Genomic DNA, 23,384 nt, shown 5'->3' on the forward strand with positions numbered 1-23,384 from the left:
GAAGGGTGACGTCCTGTCCGTCCCGGTTGTCGAAGGGAGGATCGCTGTGGCCCAGATCGTCGAGAAGCTGCGTGGGAACGTCCTGTTGGCCGTGTTCTCCGAGCTCCTGGACAGCGCGGGCTCGTGCGACGTGGCGTCGCTCGAACTCGAGGAGCCGATCTTCCTGGTGGAGACCATGGATCAGCGGATCAAGGACAACACCTGGCGCGTCGTGGGGAATCGGGACGTCTCGAAGAGAATTCCGGTTCCGGAGTACAAGGTCTGGGTCGAGCCGCCCGGGGAGTATCGGCTGCAGGACATCCACGGAGTGGTGGGGGTGTCGATTTCCCCGGAGCGGGCCGGCGCGATGAAATCCCAGAAGTCGTTCTCCCCTGCCGTGGTCGAAGCGGCCCTCCGTGGATTCCACGGGCATGGTCCATGGCACAGTGCCTACGATGAGCTGACCGTCTGAGGAGCGGCCCTCGTCATCCGACGACCCGCCCGCTCAGCACCACCCGCAACGGGGCCCCCAGCACGCGTACGTCCGTGCGGGGGTCCCGTTCGTACACCACCAGGTCGGCCGGCGCCCCCTCGTCAAGGCCGGGGCGGCCGAGCCACCGCCGCGCACCCCACGCCGTCGCCGACAGGGCCTGCACCGGCGGGATTCCGGCGGTGACCAGTTCCGTCACCTCGCTCGCCACCAGGCCGTGGGCCAGGGAGCCGCCCGCGTCGGTGCCGACGTAGACGGGGATGCCGGCGTCGTACGCGTTGCGGACGGTGTCGTAGCGGCGTTCGTAGAGGCGGTGCATGTGGGCGGACCAGCGGGGGTAGCGGGCCTCGCCGCCGGCGGCGAGTTGGGGGAAGGTGGCGATGTTGACGAGGGTGGGGACGACGGCGACGGAGCGTTCGGCGAAGAGGGGGATCAGGTCGTCCGTGAGGCCCGTCGCGTGCTCGATGCAGTCGATGCCGGACTCGACGAGGTCCCGGAGGGAGTCCTCGGCGAAGCAGTGGGCCGTCACACGGGCGCCGAGGCGGTGGGCCTCCGCGATCCCCGCCGCCACGGCCTCCCGCGGCCAGCACGCCGCCAGATCGCCGAGGTCGCGGTCGATCCAGTCGCCGACCAGCTTGACCCAGCCGTCGCCGCGCCGGGCCTCCTGGGCGACGTAGGCGACCAGGTCGTCCGGTTCGATCTCGTGGGCGAAGTCGCGGATGTAGCGGCGGGTGCGGGCGATGTGCCGGCCGGCCCGGATGATCTTCGGCAGGTCCTCGCGGTCGTCGATCCAGCGGGTGTCCGAGGGCGAGCCGGCGTCCCGGATCAGCAGGGTCCCGGCCTCCCGGTCCGTCAGCGCCTGCTTCTCGGCCACGGCCGCGTCGACCGGTCCGTGCGGGCCGAGGCCGACATGACAGTGCGCGTCGACCAGGCCGGGCAGGGCCCAGCCCTCGACGGTCCGGACGTCATGGGCGCCGGCGGGACGGTCGTACGAGATCCTCCCGCCGATCACCCAGAGTTCGTCGCGGACGTCGTCGGGCCCGACGAGGACCCGGCCCTTCACGTGCAGCACCGCACCCTGATCGCTCATGTACGGCACCCTAATCAAGCCCCTACTCGGACTTCCCCACCTGGTCCGACGTCTCCTCCTCGACTTCGGCCATCGCGGGGTCCAGGAGCCGTGACAGGAAGTGGCGGGTGCGTTCGTGGGCCGGGTTGGTGATGACCTGGTCCGGGGTGCCGTCCTCGACGATCACTCCGCCGTCCATGAAGACGACGCGGTCGGCGACTTCGCGGGCGAAGGTCATCTCGTGGGTGACGACCATCATGGTCATGCCCTCGTTGGCGAGCATGCGCATGACGGCCAGGACGTCCCCGACCAGCTCCGGGTCGAGCGCCGACGTCGGCTCGTCGAACAGCATCACCTCGGGGCCCATCGCCAGCGCCCGGGCGATGGCGACGCGCTGCTGCTGGCCGCCGGAGAGGGACGACGGGTACGCCGTCGCCTTCTCGGACAGCCCCACCCGCTCCAGGTTCTCGGCGGCGACCTTCGCGGCCTCCGCCTTGCCCCGCCCCAGCACGCGCCGCTGCGGGAGCGTGAGGTTCTCGGTCACCGAGAGGTGCGGGAAGAGGTTGAACTGCTGGAAGACCATGCCGATACGGCGGCGTACCGCGTCGATGTCGACATCGGGGTCGGTGAGTTCCGTACCGCCGACGAAGACCTGGCCCTTGGTGGGTTCTTCGAGGAGGTTCACGCAGCGCAGCAGCGTGGACTTGCCGGAACCGGACGGGCCGATCACGCACACGACCTCGCCCTGGCTGATCTCCAGGTCGATGCCGCGCAGCACCTCGTTGTCGCCGAAGGACTTGTGCAGGTCCCGGACGTGGATCTCTGGACGGGTCACTTGACGGCCTCCTGGGCCTTGGCCTCCATGCGGCGTACGACGAAGCCGAGCGGGATCGTGACGAGCAGGTAGCACAGGCCCGCGACCAGGATCGGCGTGGAGTTGGCGGTCTGGCTGGCCAGGTCGCGGCCGAACTTGGACAGTTCCCGCTCCTCCAGTGTGACGCCGAGGAACAGCACGAGGGAGGAGTCCTTGAACAGGAGCACCAACTCGTTGGTCAGCGGCGGCAGGATGATCCGGAAGGCCTGGGGGCTGATGATCGAGATCATCGCCCGCCCCGGTGAGAACCCCAGCGAACGGGCCGCCTCCATCTGCCCCTTGGGCACCGCCTGGATGCCCGCGCGGATCGTCTCCGCCATATAGGCCGCGGACACCAGGCCGAGCGCGAGCGCGACCTTGCCGTAGGTGCCGCCGGGGATCTCCGTGCCCGGGAAGGCGAGCGGCACGGCCACGCCGACGAAGATGAAGATCAGCAGGGCGGGCAGACCGCGGAAGATCTCGATGTAGACGCTCGCCAGCCAGCGGTACGGGCCGACGGACGACAGCCGCATCAGCGCGATCACCATGCCGAGGACCAGTCCGAAGACGAAGCCGGACAGGGTGTACAGCACGGTGTTCTTCAGCGCCAGCGTGATGACGTCCGGGAACATCTGCTCGGCGATGTCCGCCTGCGCGAACTGGTTCTGCAGCCGGTCCCAGTCGGCCGAGACCGCGAAGGCGATCACGGCCGCGAGGAAGACGGTGTACTGGACGCCGCGCGAGACCCGGCGCTTCTGGCGCCGGGTCAGGCCCTTCTTCTTCGGCTGTACGGTGACGTCGGTCATGAGGCCGACGGGGAGGCCGCGGCCTCGTCGTACGGGCCGATCCACTGCTCGTACAGCTTCTTGTACGTCCCGTCCGCCTTGGCGTCCGCGAGCGCCTTGTTGATGGCGGCGACGAGCTTGGTGTTGCCCTTCTTCACCGAGAAGCCGTACTGCTCACCGGTGTTGATCTGCTCAGCGACGTCGAAGGCGGCGGCGTTGGCCTTGTCCTTCAGCCAGCCCTGGACGACCGGGTAGTCGATGACGACGGCCTCGACCTGGCCGGTGCGCAGGGCGTTGAGGACGGCGTCGGAGGACTCGAGGGAGACCGGGTCCAGGCCCTTGCTCTTGGCGTAGTCCTCGCCGGTGGTCTGCGCCTGGGCGCCGACATCCTTGCCCTTGAGCTGTGCGAAGGACGTGATGCCGCTCTTCTTGTCGACCAGCACGCCCTGGGTGGCCTCGAAGTACGGGTCGGAGAAGTCGACGTTCTTCTTGCGCTCGTCGGTGATGGTCATGCCGGCCGCGGCCAGGTCGCACTGGTCGGCGTTGAGGGAGCCGCCGGTCTTGAAGTTCTCGAAGGGCTGGTCGACGATGTCCTGCTCGACGCCCAGGTCCCCCGCGACCAGGTCGATCAGGGAGACGTCGAAGCCCTGCACCTTGCCGTCGATCTCCGACTGGAACGGCGGGTACGGCAGATGTGTGCAGGTGGTGAGCTTGCCCGCCTTGACGACTTCGACGCCGCCGGCCGCGGTCTTCGTACCCCCGCCGCCGTTGTCGTCGGAGGAACAGCCGACCACGAGCACCAGCCCGGCCGTCGCGGTGGTGGCCGCCAGAATGCGGGTGCGGCGCCCGAGGGTCGTCTTCAAGGGAGGGCCTCCTGTCAGGGAACGGTGAGTTCCGATTATAAGGATAGGTTTGAGTCACTCAAACCAAACCGATGGCTGCGAAGTCGTTCTGCCTAAGATCGGCGGAGTAGACCTCCACGAAGGAAGTGAGCAACCGCGATGGCCCACCCATTCCTCGATCTGGCCCCGCTGAGCGCCGCGCACTTCGCGTCCGTCGAGGACCGTGTGGCACGACTGCTGGGTACCCGGCAGGACGTGGTGATCATGCAGGGTGAGGCGCTGCTGCCGCTGGAGGGGGCGATCCGCGCGGCCGCCGGGCCCGGCACGACCGCGCTGAACGTGATCACCGGGCCGTACGGGCAGACCTTCGGCGACTGGCTGCGGGACTGCGGCGCCACGGTGATCGATCTCGCGGTGCCCTTCCACACGGCGGTCACCGCCGCGCAGATCCAAGACGCCTTCGCCGAGCATCCGGAGATCGACTTCGTCTCGCTGGTGCACGCCGAGGCCGCGACCGGCAACACCAACCCCGTCGCGGAGATCGGCGAGGTCGTACGGCGGCACGGCGCGCTGTTCTACCTGGACGCCGTCGCCTCCGTCGGGGCCGAGCCGGTACTGCCGGACGCGTGGGGCGTGGACCTGTGCGTGATCGGGGCGCAGAAGGCGATGGGCGGGCCAGCGGGGGTGTCGGCGGTGTCGGTGAGCGAGCGGGCGTGGGCGCGGATGGCCGCGAATCCCCGGGCGCCGCGCCGGTCGTATCTCTCGCTGCTCGACTGGAAGGAGCGGTGGATCGACGGCGGGCGCCGGGTGCTGCCGCATGCCCCGGCCCAGCTGGAGATGCTGGCGCTGGAGGCATGTATCGCGCGGATCGAGGCGGACGGCCCGGACACCGTGATGGCCCGGCACGCGCGTGCCGCCGCGGCGACGCGGGCGGGCGCGTCGGCGCTGGGCGGCGGGCTGGAGCCGTATGTGTACGAGGCCGCGGACGCGGCGCCGGTGGCCACGACGCTGCGGGCGCCGGCGGGGGTGGTGGCGTCCGAGCTGGTGGCGCGGGCGCTGGCGTGGGATCCCGCGCTGCCGCTGGCCGCGGGCGGGGGCGCGCTGGCCAAGGAGATGATCCGGGTGAACCACTACGGCGCCGACGCGACGCGGGGAGCGGTCCAGGCGAGTCTGGCGGCGCTGGGGGCGGCGCTCGCCGAGAAGGGGCCGGACGTGGATCCGACCGGGGCCCGGCGGGCGGCCGAGAGTGCCTGGGTGTAGTTGTCAGTGCCCCGTGCCATGCTCGCTCCATGGCTTCCAACCCACCCCTCACGCTGCCCGACGGTCGCCCCATCCCTCTCATGACCGGTGACGAACTCCCCATGCTCCAGAGCTGGTTGGCCTTTCACCGGGCCACGCTCCAGCTGAAGTGCGCGGGTCTTGACGACACTCAGGTGCGGCTGGCGTCCGTCGAGCCGTCCTCGCTCACCCTCCTCGGACTGGTGCAGCATCTCGCCGAGATCGAACGGAACTGGTTCCAGCGGGTGTTCGCCGGACTGGATGTGCCGCCGGTATACGGGGAGCGGACCGGGTACGTCCTGGACCCCGACCGCGGGCTGGACGAGGCGCTCACGGTGTGGCGGCGGGAGGTCGCCCGGAGCGAAGAGCTGATCGCCGGGCGGTCGCTCGACGAGACCGGGCGGATGGTGGACGAGCCCGTGGCCGGTCTGGAGGTCAGCCTGCGGTGGGTGCTGATCCACATGATCGAGGAGTACGCCCGGCACAACGGCCATGCGGACCTGCTGCGGGAGCGGATCGACGGAGTGACCGGAGCCTGAATTGGGCATTGAATTCCAGGATTGCCCGGCTGGAATTCGGGAATTCAGCCGAGAGCAGCTTCCCGTATTCTTCTGCCCGCTTTCCCTCGACCTAAACACGGAGATTTCTGGGACGCCAACGGGTGCGTTTCGGGCAGATCTCGCGAGGGTTGCACGGTTGTGACGCGTTACACATGACCATCGATTTGCCCCATATATGCAGGTCAAATCGCCACAAACAGCTCACTCCCATGCATCCGCTCACGCCCGCGCGATAACACATGAACCGCCGACACGTAACCCCGTCCGGCCATGCAATTCCGATTTTCCCTCGGTAAATTCAATTCGCATGACTGCCGCACAAGCAGACTTGCACGCAGACCTGCACATCGACCGTCCGGCGGTGTCGGACGGCGCCGCGCTCTGGCGGATCGCCAGAGACTCGGGGAAGCTCGACCTCAACTCCTCGTACAGCTATCTGCTGTGGTGCCGTGACTTCGCCGGTACGTCGGCCGTGGCGCGCGCCGCCGACGGAAGGCCCGTCGGCTTCGTCACCGGGTATGTGCGGCCCGAGCGCCCGCGGACCCTGCTGGTGTGGCAGGTGGCCGTCGACTCCGGGCACCGAGGACAGGGGCTGGCCGCCCGGCTGCTGGATGGGCTCACCGCGCGCGTCGCGGCCGAGCGCCCGCTGACCGACATCGAGACCACCATCACGCCGGGCAACACCGCGTCCGAGCGGCTCTTCACCTCGTACGCCGAACGCCACGGTGCGCGCGTCGAGCGTGAAGTCCTGTTCGAGGCGGGGCACTTCCCCGACGGTCCGCACGATCCCGAAGTGCTGTACCGCATCGGGCCCCTGTCTCTCTGACCTCCCCCTCACCCCCACACTCTTACGCTTCGAGGAGCGATTCGTCGTGACCATCACCCAGCCCGACCTCAGCGTCTTCGAAACCCTGGAGTCCGAGGTTCGCAGCTACTGCCGCGGCTGGCCCACCGTCTTCGACCGCGCGCAGGGCAGCCGTATGTACGACGAGGACGGGCACGAGTACCTGGACTTCTTCGCCGGCGCCGGATCCCTGAACTACGGGCACAACAACCCCGTGCTGAAACGGGCGTTGATCGACTACCTGGAGCGGGACGGCGTCACGCACGGGCTCGACATGTCGACCACCGCCAAACGCACCTTCCTGCAGACCTTCCAGGACCTCGTGCTGCGCCCGCGTGACCTGCCGTTCAAGGTCATGTTCCCGGGCCCGACCGGCACCAACGCCGTGGAGTCCGCGCTGAAGCTGGCGCGGAAGGTGAAGGGCCGCGAGGCCATCGTGTCGTTCACCAACGCCTTCCACGGCATGTCGCTCGGGTCGCTCGCCGTGACCGGCAACGCCTTCAAGCGGGCCGGCGCGGGCGTCCCGCTGGTGCACGGCACGCCGATGCCGTTCGACAACTACTTCGACGGCACGGTCGAGGACTTCCTGTGGTTCGAGCGGCTGCTCGAGGACCAGGGCTCCGGGCTCAACAAGCCCGCCGCCGTGATCGTCGAGACCGTGCAGGGCGAGGGCGGCATCAACGTGGCCCGCCCGGAGTGGCTGCGGGCGCTGTCCGAGCTGTGCGAGCGGCAGGACATGCTGCTCATCGTCGACGACATCCAGATGGGCTGCGGACGTACGGGCGCGTTCTTCTCCTTCGAAGAGGCGGGCATCACGCCCCACATCGTGACCGTGTCGAAGTCCATCAGCGGCTACGGGCTGCCGATGTCGCTGTGCCTGTTCAAGCCCGAGCTGGACATCTGGGAGCCGGGCGAGCACAACGGCACCTTCCGCGGCAACAACCCCGCCTTCGTCACGGCCACCGCGGCCCTGGAGGCGTACTGGGCCGACGGGTCCGCGATGGAGAAGCAGACCCGGACCAAGGGTGAGCAGATCGAGCAGGCGCTGATCTCCATCACCGAGGAGAACCTGGCCGACGTCAAGGAGTACCGGGGCCGCGGACTGGTCTGGGGCATGGAGTTCCACGACAAGGACCGCGCCGGCCGGATCGCCAAGCGAGCCTTCGAACTCGGGCTGCTCATCGAGACGTCCGGCCCCGAGAGCGAGGTCGTCAAACTGCTGCCCGCCCTCACCACCACCCCCGAAGAGCTCGACGAGGGCCTGCGCGTCCTCGCTCGTGCCGTACGCGAAACCGTGTGACTCGACCGAGTCACTCTTAAGAGAGGGAGCTGTTCAGCACCGTGATCGTCCGTTCGTTCAAGGACATCGAAGGCACCGACCGGCATGTGAAATCCGCGTCCGGCACCTGGGAGAGCAAGCGCATCGTCCTCGCCAAGGAGAAGGTCGGCTTCTCCCTGCACGAGACGATCCTGTACGCGGGTACGGAGACGTCGATGTGGTACGCGAACCACGTCGAGGCCGTCGTGTGCGTGCAGGGCGAGGCCGAGCTGACCGACGACGAGACCGGGCGGAAGTACACGATCACGCCCGGGACCATGTACCTCCTCGACGGTCACGAGCGGCACACGATGCGGATCAAGGAGGACTTCCGCTGCATCTGTGTCTTCAACCCGCCCGTGACCGGCCGGGAGGACCATGACGAGAACGGCGTGTACCCGCTGCTGACCGAGGAGGGCTGACACCTCATGACCATGACCACGATCACGGACCTGTACCCCACCCGAGGCGCCGCCGAGGTGGCCGTCCCCCGCAAGGACCCGGTCGTCTGGTCGGCTCCCGGCACGCCGGGACCCTTCTCGGCGGCCGATCTCCAGGCGTTCGAGCGGGACGGCTTCTTCGCTCTCGAGCAGATCGTCACCGACGACGAAGTCACCGTCTACCGGCAGGAGCTGGAGCGGCTCGTCACCGACCCGGCGATCCGCACCGACGAGCGGTCCATCGTCGAGCCGAAGTCCCAGGAGATCCGCTCGGTCTTCGAAGTGCACCGGATCAGCGAGGTGTTCGCCGCGCTGGTGCGGGACGAGCGGGTCGTCGGACGGGCCCGGCAGATCCTCGGCTCGGACGTGTACGTCCACCAGTCGCGGATCAACGTGAAGCCCGGCTTCGGGGCCAGCGGCTTCTACTGGCACTCCGACTTCGAGACCTGGCACGCCGAGGACGGTCTGCCGAACATGCGCACGGTGTCCGTCTCGATCGCGCTGACCGAGAACTACGACACCAACGGCGGCCTCATGATCATGCCGGGGTCGCACAAGACGTTCCTCGGGTGTGCGGGGGCCACGCCGAAGGACAACTACAAGCAGTCCCTCCAGATGCAGGACGCGGGCACCCCGTCCGACGAGGCGCTGACCTCGATGGCCAGTGAGTACGGCATCAAGCTGTTCACCGGCCGGGCGGGTTCGGCGACCTGGTTCGACTGCAACTGCATGCACGGGTCGGGCGACAACATCACGCCGTTCCCGCGCAGCAACGTGTTCATCGTGTTCAACAGCGTGGAGAACGCGGCGGTCGAGCCGTTCGCGGCGCCGATCCGGCGTCCGGAGTTCATCGGCGCGAGGGACTTCACCCCCGTGAAGTGACCTTCACAGCCACGACAGCGACGCGGCCCGCTCCAGTACGTTCCGTACGGCGGCCGCGTCGCCCGTTTCTCCCCTCGGCGCCGTCTCCGGCGCGTACCGCCCGCCAACGAGCAGGCAGAAGTCGACGGGGTCGAGGGTGAGTTCGGCCTGTACGGGCTCGGCGTCGGAGCCCAGCACCCACTCCTCGCCCCCGATGACCGAGAACAGCACCGGGGGCGCGGTGGGTCCGAGGGACAGGCCGAGGACCCGGACGGCGAGGCGGACCAGCTGCCCCAAGTGCTCCTGGGTCGGCGGCGGGACGGCGAGGCCGAGGGCGCGGCCGATGTCGTCGGTGTGGATCCACGTCTCGAAGGCGCGCACCAGGAAGTGATCGGCGACGGGCAGCCGCATCCCCATCAACGTCATGGCCCGTGCGGCGAGTTCGGCGTCACGGGCTTCGGGCGTGCCGAGCAGCGCGTCCGCCTGCGCGGCCCAGTCGGCCACGGTCTCCTGGGGCGTACGGCCGTGCTCGTGGGCGATGACATCGGCGGTGCGGCGGTTCCAGGCGTCCTCCCAGGGCGTGCCCTCCTCGATCCGCGAGGGCGGCACGCGCTCCTCGACGCCCAGCCGGACTGCCAGGTGTTCGTCGGCGGCGAGGAGGTGGGCGACGGTGGCGTGCGCGTCCCAGTCGTGCACGACCGGTGTGGCCCACCGGCCCTCCAGCTCGGGCAGCAGGGCCTTGAGCCCGGCGACGGCGGCGGCGTAGGGGGCGGCGTGCGCGGCGGCCCGGAAGGCGGCCGGGCGGGTACGCAGGGCGAGGGAGAGCGCACCGTCGGCCGGCTGTGCGGGAGCGTTCAGCGGCGGCCCGTCCAGGAGTCGTACCGTCTCCCGCAGCCGTGCCGCCTCGGCCGCGCAGCTCTCGCACCCGGCCAGGTGCGTCCGGACCGTCCGCTCGTCGGCCGGGTCGAGGACACCGAAGCCCCAGGCGACGAGCAGGTCACGTACCGCATCGTGATCGTCGGTCATCGCGCGCTCCTCCCCGTGCCTGTTCGTGGTGCCTGTCCGTTGCGAGTACCCCTCCCGCCATCATGCGCCCCTTTCGAGCGCCGGGTCGGGTGGGTCGGCCAAAGTTTCCGCCAAGGTGCGCAGGGCGGTGCGCAGCCGGGTCTTGGCCGTGCCCTCGGGTATACCCAGCTCCACGGCGGCCTGTCGGTAGGTGCGGCCGGCGAAGTAGGCGAGGTGGACGACCTCCCGTTGCGGCTGCGGTAGTTCGGCGAGCGCGGAGTGCAGCAGCAGGGCGCGCTCCCGGTCGACGACCGTCTCGTCGGGGCCGGGTCCGGTGTCGGGGATGGCGTGCAGCGCCAAGTCGTCGGCGCGGGCGTCCTTGCGGTGCCGGGCCTCGCTGCGCACCCAGTCCACGGCCCGCCGGTGGGAGAGCATGGACAGCCAGGTGCGCAGCGAGCCACGGCGTGCGTCGAAGGCGTACGGCCTGCTCCACAGCTGGGCGAAGACCTCCTGCGCCACGTCCTCCGCGGCGGCCGGGCTGCGGGTGACCCGCATGGCCACGCGCCGCACCAGGCCGCCGTACGCGGTGTACGCCTCGGCCAGCGCGGACTCGTCCCCGTAGACCAGCCGCCGGTGCAGCTCCGCGTCTGCGGGCACCTCGACGGACGTATTGCCCGTGGACTCCACGGCACCACCACCCCTGGTGCCCCTTCCTAGCGTCCTCGGCGGGCCCGCGCCAGTGGTTCAGGAAGACAGGGCGTCCAGCAGCCGGTCGACGTCGGTCGTCGTGTTGTACAGATGGAAGGCCGCGCGCAGGTTGCCCGCGCGATTGGAAACCTCGATTCCGGCGCTGCTCAGCTCGGTCTGGCGGTGGCCGAGGCCGGGCACGGAGACGATCGCCGAGCCGGGGGCGGGCACGGGTTCGTGGCCGAGGGAGGCGAGACCGGTGCGGAAGCGGTCGGCGAGGGCCAGGTCGTGGGCGCGTACGGCGTCCACGCCGATCTCCTCCAGCAGGGCGAGGGAGTGGCGGGCGCCGGCGTAGGCGAAGAGTGCCGGGCTCTCGTCGAACCGCCGTGCGGAGTGGGCGAGTTCCTCGACCGGTCCGTAGCAGCTGTCCCAGGGCTCCTCTCCCGCGACCCAGCCGGCGAAGAGCGGGGAGAGACCGCCGAGGTCGTCCGGGACGACCAGGAAGGCGACGCCGCGCGGGCAGACGAGCCATTTGAAGGCGACGGAGGAGACGTAGTCGTAGTCGTTCGCGTCGAGGTCCAGCCAGCCGGTGGCCTGGGACGCGTCGATGTAGGTGCGCGCCCCGTGCTCGTGCGCGGCGGCGCGGATGGCGGGCAGGTCGGCGATCCGGCCGTCGGCCGACTGCGCGGCGCTCACCGCGACCAGCGCGGTGCCGGGCCGCACGGAGTCGGCGATCCGCTCCAGCGGCACCGTGCGCACCTTGAGGTCGCCGCGGATGTGGAAGGGGGTCACCGTGGAGCTGAAGTCGGCCTCGGCGGTGAGGACTTCGGCGCCCGCGGGCAGGGAGGCGGCGATCAGGCCGGTGTAGACGGCGACCGAGGCCCCCGCCGCCACCCGGCGGCCGGGCACCCTGGTCAGGCGCGCGAAGGAGGCGCGGGCGGCCTCGACGTCGGCGAACATGTCGGTCGGCCGCCCGGCCGCCGAGGCCTCCACGGCAGCCTGCATGGCGGCCACCGTACGGGCCGGCATCAGGCCGGTGCTCGCGGTGTTGAGGTAGGTGCTCTTCGGGGCGAACTCGGAACGGACCAGGCTCTCGAAGGTCTCCATGACTCCACTCTGGGCCCCGATGAAGTCGTAGTCCATTGCGTATTTTTACGTGTTACCGCGAAGGAACCCTTATACATACCCGCCGACCTGCGGGTTCGGTGCCGATGTCAGTGCTGGGGCACCGCGCAGCCGTCGGGACCGCAGGCCTCTGCCTCGTCCGACCCGCCGACGAGCTTGAGGGACGGCCGCTCGCCCCACGCCTGGGTCAGGGCCTGGGCGAAGGCCTCGGAGGGCTGGGCGCCGGAGACGCCGTACTTGCGGTCGAGGACGAAGAAGGGCACCCCGTTCGCACCCAGTTCGGCGGCCTCGCGCTCGTCGGCGCGGACGTCGTCGGCGTAGGCCTCCGGGTCGGCGAGGATCTTGCGGATGTCGGCCGCGAGGAGCCCGGCCTCCACGGCCAGCTCCACCAGCCGCTCGTCGCCCTCGGTGAAGAGGGAGCGCTCCTCGGCGAAGTTGGCCCGGTAGAAGACCTGGATCAGCTCGTCCTGCCGGCCCTGTTCCTTGGCGAAGTGGAGCAGCCGGTGCAGGTCGAAGGTGTTGCCGTGGTCCCGGCCGCGGGTGCGGTAGTCGAGCCCTTCGGCGGCGGCCTGCGCACCGAGGTTGTCCTCACCGGCCTGCGCCTGGGCCTCGCTCATGCCGTACTTCTTGGTGAGCATCGTGATCACGGGCTGGGTGTCGCCCTTGGCCCGGCCGGGGTCCAGCTCGAAGGACCGGTGCACCACCTCGACCTGGTCCCGGTGCGGGAAGGCCGCGAGCGCCTTCTCGAAGCGGGCCTTGCCGACGTAGCACCAGGGGCAGGCGATGTCACTCCAGATCTCGACGCGCATGTCTCGGCTCTCTCCAGCTCTTACGGGAACGGAGACTCCCTCCGCCGGAGTGTGTGAACGTTCAAGCGGCCGTTTTCATTCCCCGCCGATCATGAGCTGCAGCCGCAGATGGCTGCTCCCGTCGAACGGCTCCGCGACCCAGCCCCGGCGCCCGTAGAAGGCCCGGGCCCGCTGGTTGTCGACATGCACATCGAGTACTCCGGTGCGCTTGCCGTCGACCCGCCACTGCTCGACACAGGCCGTGTGCAGGGCCGTGCCGATGCCGGACCCCCAGTGGTCGGGGTCGACATGGAACTGGAACAGCGTGACCGTTTCCGCGGGGGCGCGCTCAGGAGTGCGGAAGGACGCGACACCGGCGATACGGCCGCACTCGACGGCACACAGCACATGGGCGTCCGGCCGCCCGATCACGCCCCGCCAGGCGGCGACCCAGTCGGTGCCGTCGTCCGGCACACCGCCCGGGTAGTACGTCGCCCGGGCCCGCGCATGCAACGCGGCGACGGTGTCCGCCTCGGCGGGCAGGACGGTACGGATCACTCGGTTCCCGGTCAGCGGCTCCCTGATCATGCCACCGAGGACGTGACAGGCCCCCGCTCCGGTTCCGCCGCGACGGCGCCTCTAGCTGCCGTCCCTCAGATCCTTCGGCCAGTCCGGCCTGAACTCGATGTGGTCGTACGTCACCACACACCCCTCCCCCATCGGCGACTGCGACATGAAGCCGACCAGGGCAGCGCCCGTCTCCTCCGCGTCGCCCAGCGTGAACAGCCGCACGAAGGTCCAGCGTTCACCGTCACGGGAGGCATGGAAGGCGAAGGAACGGCCGGTCCGGCTCACCCGGAGCCAGACCGAACTGCCCTCCACAGCGAAGGAGTTGGCGTCATCGGAGTGCCCCCGGGTCACCACCGTGCACACGGTCGGCACATCCGGGGAGTACTCCAGACACAACTTCGCCCAGGCCCGCTCCCCGACATGGACGTACAACACCCCCGCGTCAAAGGCCGCGGCAAACCCGACGGTGACCCGAGCGATCAGCTGAAAGTCCCCCACAGGCGCCCCCAACAACCGCGGCGCATCGGACGCCGGGTCCAGGCCCTCACCGGTGGGCGGCACAAACCGATCCTGCCGCGACCCGGCCCACCCACTGAGGATGCCGTCCTCGTAGGCCCAATGCCCATCGGGTCCGTAAGTACGGAGGGGGAAAGGCAGTTCGGGAAGTTCCAAGTCCATCCACCAATTGTCTCAGGCCCGGTGAAGCCACCTAGGGGCGCGGGGAACTGCGCGACAAGCCACAACGAACCCGCACCCCGCCAGAAACCCGCACCCCAACGGCGCTACCGCTCCAGACGCCCGTTGAACCGCCGAGGAAGCCCCAGCGGATTCTCATCCCGAAGCTCCGCAGGAAGCAGCGCCGCGGGGGCACCCTGGTAGGCAACCGGCCTCATCCAGCGCTCGATCGCTGTACCGCCGACGGAAGTGGACGTCGAGGTCGTCGCCGGGTACGGCCCACCGTGGTGCTGGGCCGGCGCGACGGCGACACCCGTCGGCCATCCGTTCACCAGCACGCGGCCGGCCAGCGGTGTCAGCTCCGCGAGGATCTCCGCGCCACGGCCCTCACCCGCCGCCTCCTCGGCCGACAGATGAACCGTCGCCGTGAGGTTGCCGGGCAGGCGGGACAGCACGGCCTGCGCCTGCGCGTCGTCGTCGTAGCGGGCCACCACCGTCACCGGGCCGAAGCACTCCTCCAGGAGCACGTCGTACGCGCCCTCGCTCGTCAGCTTCTCGGCGGCGACCGCCAGGAAGCCGGGGCTGACGGTGTGCTCGCTCCCGGCGCCCGGCGTCACCGGGGTCTCCACGCCGGGGAGCTCGGCACGCTCGGCGACCCCGGCGACGAAGTTGTCCCGCATCCGGTGGTCGAGAAGGACACCGGCGTCTGTGTCGCTGACGGCGTCCGTGAGCGACTTGACCAGGCCGTCGCCCGCCGCGCCGGACGGCACCAGTACAAGCCCCGGCTTCACGCAGAACTGGCCGACGCCCAGCGTCATGGAGCCCGCGAGCCCCGTACCGATCGCCTCGGCCCGCTCGGCAGCGGCGGCCTCGGTGATCACGACGGGGTTCAGCGAGCCCAGCTCACCGTGGAAGGGGATCGGCACCGGCCGCGCGGCAGCCGCATCGAAGAGGGCCCGGCCACCCCGGATCGAACCGGTGAAGCCCGCGGCGGCGACCTGCGGATGCTTGATCAGCTCGATGCCCGCCTCGAAGCCGTGGACGAGACCGACGACCCCCGCGGGGATGTCGTGCGCCGCGGCGGCGGACCGCAGCACGGCCGCGACCAGCTCGGACAGGCCCGGGTGGTCGGGGTGTGCCTTGACGACCACCGGGCAGCCCGCCCCCAGCGCGCTCGCGGTGTCGCCGCCGGCGACCGAGAAGGCGAAGGGGAAGTTGGACGCCGAGTAGACGGCGACGACACCGAGGGGCACCTTGTAGCGGCGCAGGTCCGGGATCGGCGGGGTCGCGGTGGCGTCGGGGTGGTTGATGACGACGTCGAGGAAGGCGCCCTCGTCGACGATGTCGGCGAAGGCCCGCAGCTGGTAGCAGGTGCGGGCGAGTTCCCCGGTGAGCCGGACCGGACCGAGCGCGGTCTCCGCGTCGGCGGCCTCGACGAGCTGGTCCTTGGCCGCCTCGAGCCGGTCGGCGGCGGTCCGCAGGAAGGCCGAGCGGACCGTACGGTCGGCCAGGGCCCCGCGCGCGTCGTGCGCGGCACGGACAGTGGCGTCCACCTCCTGGGCTGTGGCCTCCACCGCAACCTGTTCCCGCTGCTTCCCGGTTCGGGGGTCGACACTCCAGACTGGTGCTGCTGCCACCGCGGGTCCCTCCACACATGTAATGCCGCAGTACTGGGTCATTCACCAGGGTCGTTCGATATGCTGAACGCTGTCTCTGATGGTGAATATGCTGTCGGAGACTATTTCCCGTCGAACGAAGGGGTCAAGGGCGATGTCGGCTGGCGAGACGGGGGGCGGAGCGCAGGTCAAGTCCGCGGTGCGGACGGTTGAACTGCTCGAGTATTTCGCCGGACGCCCGGGAATGCACTCCCTCGCGGCGGTCCAGGAGGCCGTCGGATACCCCAAGTCCAGCCTCTACATGCTACTGCGCACGCTGGTCGAGCTGGGCTGGGTGGAGACGGACGCGACGGGCACGCGGTACGGGATCGGCGTACGGGCGCTGCTGGTCGGCACGTCGTACATCGACGGGGACGAGGTGGTCGCGGCGGCCCGTCCGACGCTGGACCGCCTCTCGGACGACACGACGGAAACCATCCACTTGGCCCGCCTGGACGGCACGAACGTCGTCTACCTGGCCACCCGCCAGTCCCAGCACTACCTCCGCCCCTTCACGAGAGTCGGCCGCCGCCTCCCGGCCCACTCGACCTCCCTCGGCAAGGCGCTGCTGAGCACGTACTCGGACGAACAGGTCCGCAAGATGCTCCCGGAGACGCTGCCCGCCCTCACCGAGAACACGATCACCGACCGCGAGAAGCTCATCGAGGAGCTGCACCAGGTCCGGGAGCAGGGCTTCGCGGTCGACCGCGAGGAGAACACGCTGGGGCTGCGCTGCTTCGGCGTCGCGATCCCCTACCGCACCCCGGCCCGGGACGCGATCAGCTGCTCGGTACCGGTGGCGCGGCTGACGCCCGCCCATGAGCAGATGGTGAAGGACGCGCTGTTCGACGCGCGGGACCGGCTGACACTGGCGACCCGTAGGCTCTGACCCCATGGATGTGGTACTCCGCGAGGTTCACGACAGCGATCTGCCCGTCTTCTACCGGCAGATGAACGATCCCGAGGCCTTGTGGATGGCGGCCTTCACCCCGAAGGACCCGGCCGACCGGGACGCCTTCGACGCCCACTGGAAGCGGATCCGGTCCTTGGCCGGCGTCCTCCACCGCACGGTCCTGCTGGACGGTGACGTGGTGGGGCACGCGTCGGTGTTCGGGGAGCCGGACGAGCGTGAGGTGACGTACTGGATCGACCGGGCGTACTGGGGGCAGGGTGTCGCCACGGAGGCCCTTCGGGTGCTGCTCACTCAGGCCCCTGAGCGCCCGTTGTACGCACGGGCCGCGGCGGACAACGCGGGGTCGCTGCGCGTGCTGGAGCGGTGCGGCTTCCGGCTGACGGGCCGGGAGAGGGGTTTCGCGAACGCGCGGGGCGAGGAGATCGACGAGGTCGTACTGACCCTGGAGAGCTGAGGCCTCTCCCCCGTGCGGCGGAGGCGGATCGTCGTGGCGCAGGACGTGCCGGTCGAGCTCCGCACGGGAGCGTGGACGTATGACCACGTCACTCGTCGCCACCAAGCCCCGCCGGCTCCTCCGTGCCGTCGCCGTCGTCTCCTGCGTGCCGTATCTCGCCCTCAAGGTCGCCTGGGTCGCCGGGAGCCGGGTGGGGATTCCGGACGGCAGTTCGCTGCTGGAGCACCGGACGTCCATGGCCGTCGCCAACAGTGTCTCCGTGGTGCTGGACAGTGCCGTCATCGTGCTGGCACTGGTGCTGACCCGGCCGTGGGGGCTGCGGGTGCCCGCGTGGCTGCTGGCGTTTCCGGTGTGGGTCGCCACCGGGCTGCTCGCGCCGATCATGACCGGGTTTCCGTTGCAGCTCCTCGTGAGGGCGCTCGGCGGGAGCGTGTCCACGGCCGCCGACAGCGGGCGGGAGCCCTTCCTCGACGAGTGGGTGTTCGGGGTCGTGTACACCGGGTTCATCGTGCAGGGCCTGGCCCTCGGCGGACTGTTCCTGCTGTACGCCCGCGACCGCTGGGGCCACCTGTGGCGCGGACGCGTGTGGGAACTGCCGCGCAGTACGGTCGGCGCCGCCCAGCGCGTCACGGCCGGTGCCGCCGCCGTACTCGCCCTGCTGCCGCTCACCCTGCACCTGCTGTGGGCCTTCGGCGGTACGGCCGGGCTCAGTGCGGGTCGGGCCGGCGACCGTACCTCCGACTTCTACGTCCTGGAAGCCATGACAGCCCTCTTCCTCGTCGCCGCCGTCACCGGCGCCTGGCTGCTCGCCTTCCGGAGCGCCCCGGCGCTGCCCGTGACGACGCCGCTCGCCCTCGCCTGGGTCGGTTCGGGTGCCGCCGCCTGCTGGGGCGGCTGGCTGGCGCTCGCGTCCCTGACGGGGGTGGACGACATCGCCGACCGCCCGACGCCGTTGATGCACCTCGCCTACGCTGGCCAGATGATCGTCGGCATCCTGGTGGCGACCCTCGGCGCCCACTTCCTCGCGGAGCGGTCCGCCGGGACGAGGGACGGCTCGTCCGCCGCGGCGAAGCAACCGGCGTGAGCACGTTCGCCCGGTTCCTGTTCGGCCGTCGGGCCCGCCGCCGCTGGATCCATCTGATCCTCGGCGGCGCGCTCGCGATGCCGTACGTCCTCGTCGGCTCGGTGGTCGTCGGCCCGTCGACCGGCTCCACGGACGTGTTCGGCTCCCTCACCCTCCAACTCGCCTCGTTCGCCCTGGGGTTGCCCCTCGCCGCCCTCACCTCCCTGTTCCCGCTGACCCGGCCGCTCGAGGTCGCCGCCGTGCGGTCGCTGTGCGGTGTGGACGGGGACCGGCTCGCCGACGGGCCCGCACGGAGCCGGTCCGCGAAGGGGCGTATGGCGGCCTGGTTCACGCTGCACCTCGGGTTCGGCGGGATCATCGCCGGGATGTCGCTCGCGGTGCCGCCGTTCGCGGTCGTGCTGATGGTGCTGCCCATTTTCGCCGGGCTGCGCGACGGGGTGCCCGAAGCACTCGACCACACCTGGGCGTTGGCGCTCGCCCCGGTCGCGGGAGCGGCGATGCTCGTCGCCCTCGCCGCCTGCGCGGCCGCGTCCGGGGCGCTACTCGCTCACTGGGCGCCCGCGTTGCTCGGCCCCACCCCCGAGGACCGGCTCGCAGCCGCCGAGGCACGCGCCGCCGACCTCGCCGTACGCAACCGGCTCGCCCGCGAACTCCACGACTCCGTCGGCCACGCCCTGAGCGCCGTCACCCTCCAGGCGAGCGCGGCCCGCCGCGTCCTCGACACCGACCCGGACTTCGTCCGCGAAGCCCTAGCCGCGATCGAGGACACCACCCGCCGCACAGTGACCGAACTCGACGCCGTCCTGGGCGTGTTGAGAAACGGCGACTCGACCGTCCCGGCCCCGACACTCGCCGCCGACCTCGCCGACCTCCTACGCATCACACGCGCGACCGGCCTGCGCATCAGGGACGTGATCGACGTCGCCCCCGAGACCCTCCCGCCGGTCGTCTCCCGCGAGGCGTACCGCATCGTGCAGGAGGGCCTGAGCAACGCCCTCAAGCACGGCGGAGACCAGGAAGTGACCCTGTACATCGAGTCCACCGACGACCACCTGGACATCACCCTGGAGAACCCACTAAGAGACCTCGGTGGAGCGCCCCTCAGGGGCGCGGGGAACTGCGCGACCAGCCACAACGAACCCGCAGACGACCAACATCCCGGCAACCGTCATGGACTGCGCGGTATCACCGACCGAGCCCACCTACTCGGCGGCACCGCCCACGCAGGCCCCATCAACGACACCTGGCGCCTACACGTACGCCTGCCAAGAAAAGGCCCCACATGACCAGCCCACCACCAATCCGCGTCGTCCTCGCCGACGACGAACGCATGGTCCGCACCGCCCTACGCGCGATCCTCTCCGCAGAACCGGACATGGAGGTCATCGGCGAGGCGGCAACCGGCGCGGAGGCGGTCTCGGTCGTACGGAACCTCCAACCCGACGTAGTCCTCATGGACGTCCGCATGCCGGAGGCAACCGGCATCAGGGCCACCGAACAGATCCTCGCCACGCTCGACGCACCACCCCGCATCGTCGTCGTCACCACCTTCGAGAACGACTCCTATGTGTACGACGCCCTGCGCGCCGGAGCCGCCGGGTTCCTGCTGAAGCGGGCGGACGCCGACACGCTCGTGCAGGCGGTACGGCTGGTCGCGCGCAGCGACACCCTGCTGTTCCCGTCCGCCGTACGGACCCTGGCGACCGAGCACGCGCGCGTGCACCCCGCTCCGCCCGCCTGGGTGGCGAAGCTCACCGGCCGGGAGAGCGAGGTGCTGCGGCTCATGGCGGCCGGCCTGACCAACGCGGAGATCGCGCGGCGCATGGAGGTCGGCCCGGCCACCGTGAAGACGCACGTGGCGGCGGTCCTGGCGAAGACCGGCACGCGGGACCGTACGCAGGCGGTGATCGCCGCGTACGAGGCGGGGTTCCTGAGGTCACCCCGGCCGGCTTCATGAACACCCGATGAGAAAAGCGGTCGGAACGGAACCCTCCGCAATCCCTCGTTCGTCTTCTTGGCGGGATGAACAAGACGATCAGGCGTGTATCGGTCTTCACGCTGCTGCTGGTGTTCGCTCTGCTGATCAGGGCGACCTGGGTGCAGTTCTACGACGGCCAGGCACTCGCGGACGACAGCAAGAACCGGCGGAATGCGATCGAGACGTACTCGTCGCCGCTCGGGAACATCATCGTGGCCGGTGACGCGATCACCGGCTCGGCACGGACGACGGGCAGCGACCTCGCGTACAAACGCACGTACACCGACGGCGAGCTGTACGCCGCGGTGACGGGCTATGCCTCGCAGAGCTACGCACCCACGCAGCTGGAGGGCATCTACGAGGACCTGCTCAACGGCACGGACACCCGGCTGAAGACCCTGATGGACACGGTCACCGACAAGCGGGCCGACCCGGGCAACGTGGTCACGACGATCGACCCGGCCGTGCAGAAGGCGGGGTACGACGCGCTCGGCGACACGAAGGGCGCGGCCGTCGCGATCGACCCGGCGACCGGCAAGATCCTGGCGGTCGTGTCGACCCCGTCGTACGACCCGACGTCGCTGACCGACGCGGGCACCGCCGGAGCGGCCTGGAAGAAGCTCAACGCGGACCCCGACAAGCCGCTCACGAACCGCGCCCTGCGCCAGCCCCTGCCGCCGGGCTCCACCTTCAAGCTGGTCGTCGCGGCTGCCGCGCTGGAGGACGGGCTGTACTCGTCGGTCGACGAGAAGACGGACAGCCCCAACCCGTACCCCCTGCCGGGCACGACGAGGACCCTGGACAACGAGAACGCGTCCGCGCCCTGCGAGAACGCCACCATCCGCACCGCGCTGCAGTACTCCTGCAACAACGTCTTCGGCAAGATGGCCGTCGACCTCGGCCAGGACAAGGTGAAGGCGATGGCCGAGAAGTTCGGCTTCAACGACGAGAGCCAGGACGTGCCGGTGCGGGCCTATCCCAGCGTCTACCCGTCCGGGATGGACGAGGCGCAGACCGCCCTGACGGGCATCGGCCAGTTCGACGTCACGGCCACGCCGCTGCAGATGGCCATGGTGTCCGCCGCCATAGCCAACGGCGGCGAGCTGGTCACCCCCCATATGGTCTCCGAGATCACCGACAGCGGCGGCGACGCCCTGGAGAACTACGACGACAACACGAACACCACCCGCATCGTCAGCGACGACACGGCCGAACAACTGCAGTCCGCCATGGAAACGGTCGTCTCCAAGGGCACCGGCACCAACGCCCAGATATCGGGCGCGACGGTAGGCGGCAAGACCGGCACGGCCCAACACGGCGAGAACAACAGCCAGACGCCCTATGCCTGGTTCACGTCCTACGCCAAGTCCGGGGACAAGGAAGTAGCCGTAGCGGTGATAGTCGAGCAGTCAGACGCGGCCCGCTCCGAAGTAAGCGGCAACGGCTTGGCGGCCCCCATAGCCAAGGCAATGATGCAAGCAGCGGTTGAGTAGGCGCCCCGTCAGGGGCGCGGGGAACTGCGCGACCAGCCACGACGAGACCCGCACCCGACCGCGCAGCAAACCCTCACCTCACACGCCGAGAATCTGCTCAATAGGGTCAATAGCGAAGTACACCAGGAACAACGCCGAAGCCCCCCACAGCAACCAGTGAACCTCCTTCGCCTTCCCCAGCACCGACTTGATCACCACATACGCCAGGAACCCCGCCCCGATCCCATTGGTGATCGAGTACGTGAACGGCATCACGGCGATCGTGAGAAACGCCGGTATCGCGATCTCGTACTTGTCCCAGTCGATGTGCTTGACCTGGGTCATCATCAGGAACCCCACGGCGACCAGAGCCGGCGCCGCCGCCTGAAGCGGGACGATGGTCAGCAGCGGCGTGAGGAACAGGGCGAGCGCGAAGAGCCCACCGGTGACCAGGTTCGAGAAGCCCGTGCGCGACCCCTCGCCGACGCCTGCCGCCGACTCGATGTACGACGTCGCGGAGGACGAGGACGCCGCACCGCCGGCGACCGCGGCCGCACCGTCGATGAGCAGGACCCGGCCGAGGTTCGGGACCTTGCCCTGCTCGTCCAGGAGGCCCGCCTCCGCGCTGATGCCGACGACCGTGCCCATGGTGTCGAAGAAGTCCGACAGGATCAGCGTGAAGATCAGCAGGATGACCGTGACGACACCCACGTCGGTCGCGCTGAACGCGCCGAACAGGCTGAACTGGCCGATGAGTCCGAAGTCGGGGGTGTCGACGATCTTGTCGGGCCACTCGGGCGTGGTCAGCCCCCAGGCCTTGACGTCGGCGATCGAGTTGATGATGAGCGCGACGATCGTCATGGCGACGATGCTGATCAGGATCGCGCCCTTCACCTTCCGGGCGAGCAGCGCGATGGTGAGCAGAACTCCGAGGCAGAAGACGAGGATCGGCCACCCGGTGAGCGAGCCGGTGCCGCCGAGCTGAACCGGCACGGTCGTGTTGGCGGCGTCGGGGATACGGGTGACGAAGCCGGCGTCGACGAAGCCGATGAACGCGATGAACAGGCCGATACCGACGCTGATCGCCTGCTTCAGCGGCTGCGGAATGGCGTGCATGACGGCCTCACGCAGGCCGGTCAGCACCAACACGCAGATCAGCAGGCCTTCGAGGACGATGAGGCCCATCGCGTCGTCCCAGCTCATCAGCGGGGCGATCTGGAAGGCGACGACCGCGTTGAGGCCGAGGCCGGCGGCGAGGGCGAGGGGCAGGTTGCCGCCGATGCCCATGATGATGGTCATGACCGCGGCCACCAGGGCGGTGGCGGTGGTGAGTTGGACGGGGTCGAGCTGTTCGCCGAACTTGTCCTTGGCGCTGCCGAGGATGATCGGGTTCAGGACAAGGATGTAGGCCATGGTGAAGAACGTGGCGAAGCCGCCGCGTATCTCACGGCCGAAGGTGGAGCCCCGTTCGGAGATCTTGAAGTACCGGTCGAGGCTGCTCACCGCGGAGGGCGCGGGGCCCCGCCGGTCGGTCACCTTCTGTGAATCGGACATGGACACGGACTCCTTGCTGCCTGATTGATCAGTGTGCGGATGCTGGCTGGATTGTTCCCCTGTCGAACCCGTTTCAGGTTTTCCCCGTGTTACGGAATCCGGGCT

Annotated in this window: 25 protein-coding genes; 13 read left to right on the plus strand and 12 right to left on the minus strand. The window is 69.7% G+C overall.

Annotation, left to right across the window (positions count from 1 at the left end):
• The first annotated feature begins 46 nt into the window (after positions 1-46).
• Positions 47-451, plus strand: a complete 405-nt coding sequence (locus KCH48_RS19150) for a hypothetical protein (protein WP_246885535.1) — start codon at positions 47-49, stop codon at positions 449-451.
• Between the two features lie 13 nt (positions 452-464).
• On the opposite strand, the gene KCH48_RS19155 is transcribed toward KCH48_RS19150, so the two are convergent.
• From KCH48_RS19155 to KCH48_RS19170, 4 genes are read right to left on the minus strand one after another with little or no spacing between them, the layout of a single operon-like run.
• The gene (locus KCH48_RS19155) at positions 465-1,559 is read right to left on the minus strand and encodes an amidohydrolase family protein (RefSeq protein WP_210575639.1); all 1,095 of its coding nucleotides are present in this window, start codon (positions 1,557-1,559) and stop codon (positions 465-467) included.
• A 22-nt stretch (positions 1,560-1,581) separates the two neighbouring features.
• Positions 1,582-2,373 (minus strand): amino acid ABC transporter ATP-binding protein, encoded by a 792-nt coding sequence (locus KCH48_RS19160; RefSeq protein WP_307840903.1) that lies wholly within the window; start codon positions 2,371-2,373, stop codon positions 1,582-1,584.
• Positions 2,370-3,197, minus strand: a complete 828-nt coding sequence (locus KCH48_RS19165) for an amino acid ABC transporter permease (protein WP_210575640.1) — start codon at positions 3,195-3,197, stop codon at positions 2,370-2,372. Before KCH48_RS19165 ends, KCH48_RS19160 begins: the two co-directional genes overlap by 4 nt.
• Positions 3,194-4,039 (minus strand): transporter substrate-binding domain-containing protein, encoded by an 846-nt coding sequence (locus KCH48_RS19170; RefSeq protein WP_210575641.1) that lies wholly within the window; start codon positions 4,037-4,039, stop codon positions 3,194-3,196. Before KCH48_RS19170 ends, KCH48_RS19165 begins: the two co-directional genes overlap by 4 nt.
• A gap of 138 nt (positions 4,040-4,177) precedes the next feature.
• Here KCH48_RS19170 and KCH48_RS19175 point away from each other — a divergent pair, with 138 nt between their 5' ends.
• The 6 genes from KCH48_RS19175 (at position 4,178) to thpD (ending at position 9,340) form a co-directional block, all read left to right on the plus strand.
• Complete coding sequence (locus tag KCH48_RS19175; protein WP_210575642.1) at positions 4,178-5,278, plus strand: alanine--glyoxylate aminotransferase family protein; 1,101 nt, start codon at positions 4,178-4,180, stop codon at positions 5,276-5,278.
• A 29-nt stretch (positions 5,279-5,307) separates the two neighbouring features.
• Entirely contained in the window at positions 5,308-5,835 is a 528-nt protein-coding gene (locus KCH48_RS19180; protein ID WP_210575643.1) for a DinB family protein, read from the plus strand.
• A 328-nt stretch (positions 5,836-6,163) separates the two neighbouring features.
• Positions 6,164-6,682, plus strand: coding sequence for a diaminobutyrate acetyltransferase (ectA, locus tag KCH48_RS19185; RefSeq protein WP_210575645.1), 519 nt, complete (start codon positions 6,164-6,166; stop codon positions 6,680-6,682).
• Between the two features lie 46 nt (positions 6,683-6,728).
• Positions 6,729-8,000: a diaminobutyrate--2-oxoglutarate transaminase gene (ectB, locus tag KCH48_RS19190; RefSeq protein ID WP_210575646.1), complete on the plus strand. Its 1,272-nt coding sequence runs from the start codon at positions 6,729-6,731 to the stop codon at positions 7,998-8,000.
• Positions 8,001-8,041: 41 nt separating this feature from the next.
• Entirely contained in the window at positions 8,042-8,440 is a 399-nt protein-coding gene (locus tag KCH48_RS19195; RefSeq protein WP_210575647.1) for an ectoine synthase, read from the plus strand.
• 6 nt (positions 8,441-8,446) lie between these two features.
• A complete protein-coding gene (gene thpD, locus KCH48_RS19200) occupies positions 8,447-9,340 on the plus strand; it encodes an ectoine hydroxylase (protein ID WP_210575648.1) in 894 nt (297 codons plus the stop codon).
• 3 nt (positions 9,341-9,343) lie between these two features.
• Here the strand turns inward: thpD and KCH48_RS19205 are convergent, their stop codons facing one another.
• From KCH48_RS19205 to KCH48_RS19235, 7 genes are all read right to left on the minus strand, one after another.
• Positions 9,344-10,345 (minus strand): maleylpyruvate isomerase family mycothiol-dependent enzyme, encoded by a 1,002-nt coding sequence (locus KCH48_RS19205; protein WP_210575649.1) that lies wholly within the window; start codon positions 10,343-10,345, stop codon positions 9,344-9,346.
• Between the two features lie 60 nt (positions 10,346-10,405).
• Positions 10,406-11,011 (minus strand): RNA polymerase sigma factor, encoded by a 606-nt coding sequence (locus tag KCH48_RS19210; protein WP_210575650.1) that lies wholly within the window; start codon positions 11,009-11,011, stop codon positions 10,406-10,408.
• 57 nt (positions 11,012-11,068) lie between these two features.
• Entirely contained in the window at positions 11,069-12,154 is a 1,086-nt protein-coding gene (locus tag KCH48_RS19215) for an aminotransferase class V-fold PLP-dependent enzyme (protein WP_210575653.1), read from the minus strand.
• A 71-nt stretch (positions 12,155-12,225) separates the two neighbouring features.
• Positions 12,226-12,945: a DsbA family oxidoreductase gene (locus KCH48_RS19220; RefSeq protein WP_210575654.1), complete on the minus strand. Its 720-nt coding sequence runs from the start codon at positions 12,943-12,945 to the stop codon at positions 12,226-12,228.
• 75 nt (positions 12,946-13,020) lie between these two features.
• Positions 13,021-13,512: a GNAT family N-acetyltransferase gene (locus KCH48_RS19225; protein ID WP_210575656.1), complete on the minus strand. Its 492-nt coding sequence runs from the start codon at positions 13,510-13,512 to the stop codon at positions 13,021-13,023.
• A gap of 51 nt (positions 13,513-13,563) precedes the next feature.
• Positions 13,564-14,172, minus strand: a complete 609-nt coding sequence (locus KCH48_RS19230; protein WP_210575658.1) for a DUF1349 domain-containing protein — start codon at positions 14,170-14,172, stop codon at positions 13,564-13,566.
• A gap of 104 nt (positions 14,173-14,276) precedes the next feature.
• A complete protein-coding gene (locus KCH48_RS19235) occupies positions 14,277-15,806 on the minus strand; it encodes an aldehyde dehydrogenase (NADP(+)) (protein ID WP_210575661.1) in 1,530 nt (509 codons plus the stop codon).
• Positions 15,807-15,939: 133 nt separating this feature from the next.
• Between KCH48_RS19235 and KCH48_RS19240 the strand changes: the two genes are divergently transcribed.
• From KCH48_RS19240 to KCH48_RS19265, 6 genes are all read left to right on the plus strand, one after another.
• Positions 15,940-16,713, plus strand: coding sequence for an IclR family transcriptional regulator (locus tag KCH48_RS19240; protein WP_030956770.1), 774 nt, complete (start codon positions 15,940-15,942; stop codon positions 16,711-16,713).
• Positions 16,714-16,717: 4 nt separating this feature from the next.
• Positions 16,718-17,191 carry a GNAT family N-acetyltransferase gene (locus tag KCH48_RS19245; RefSeq protein WP_210575662.1) on the plus strand — a complete coding sequence of 158 codons (474 nt, stop codon included), beginning with the start codon at positions 16,718-16,720 and terminating at the stop codon, positions 17,189-17,191.
• 79 nt (positions 17,192-17,270) lie between these two features.
• On the plus strand, positions 17,271-18,275 hold the full coding sequence (locus KCH48_RS19250; protein WP_210575665.1) for a hypothetical protein: 1,005 nt from the start codon (positions 17,271-17,273) through the stop codon (positions 18,273-18,275).
• Positions 18,272-19,561 (plus strand): sensor histidine kinase, encoded by a 1,290-nt coding sequence (locus tag KCH48_RS19255; protein ID WP_210575667.1) that lies wholly within the window; start codon positions 18,272-18,274, stop codon positions 19,559-19,561. The genes KCH48_RS19250 and KCH48_RS19255 overlap by 4 nt, the downstream gene beginning before the upstream one ends.
• Entirely contained in the window at positions 19,558-20,232 is a 675-nt protein-coding gene (locus tag KCH48_RS19260; protein ID WP_210575669.1) for a response regulator transcription factor, read from the plus strand. The genes KCH48_RS19255 and KCH48_RS19260 overlap by 4 nt, the downstream gene beginning before the upstream one ends.
• A 65-nt stretch (positions 20,233-20,297) precedes the next feature.
• Entirely contained in the window at positions 20,298-21,746 is a 1,449-nt protein-coding gene (locus KCH48_RS19265) for a penicillin-binding protein 2 (protein ID WP_210575671.1), read from the plus strand.
• Between the two features lie 78 nt (positions 21,747-21,824).
• Here the strand turns inward: KCH48_RS19265 and KCH48_RS19270 are convergent, their stop codons facing one another.
• Complete coding sequence (locus tag KCH48_RS19270; protein WP_210575672.1) at positions 21,825-23,279, minus strand: NCS2 family permease; 1,455 nt, start codon at positions 23,277-23,279, stop codon at positions 21,825-21,827.
• Positions 23,280-23,384: the final 105 nt, after the last annotated feature.

Origin of the sequence: Streptomyces sp. GESEQ-4 (assembly GCF_017948455.1) — a bacterium.
Taxonomy (GTDB): domain Bacteria; phylum Actinomycetota; class Actinomycetes; order Streptomycetales; family Streptomycetaceae; genus Streptomyces.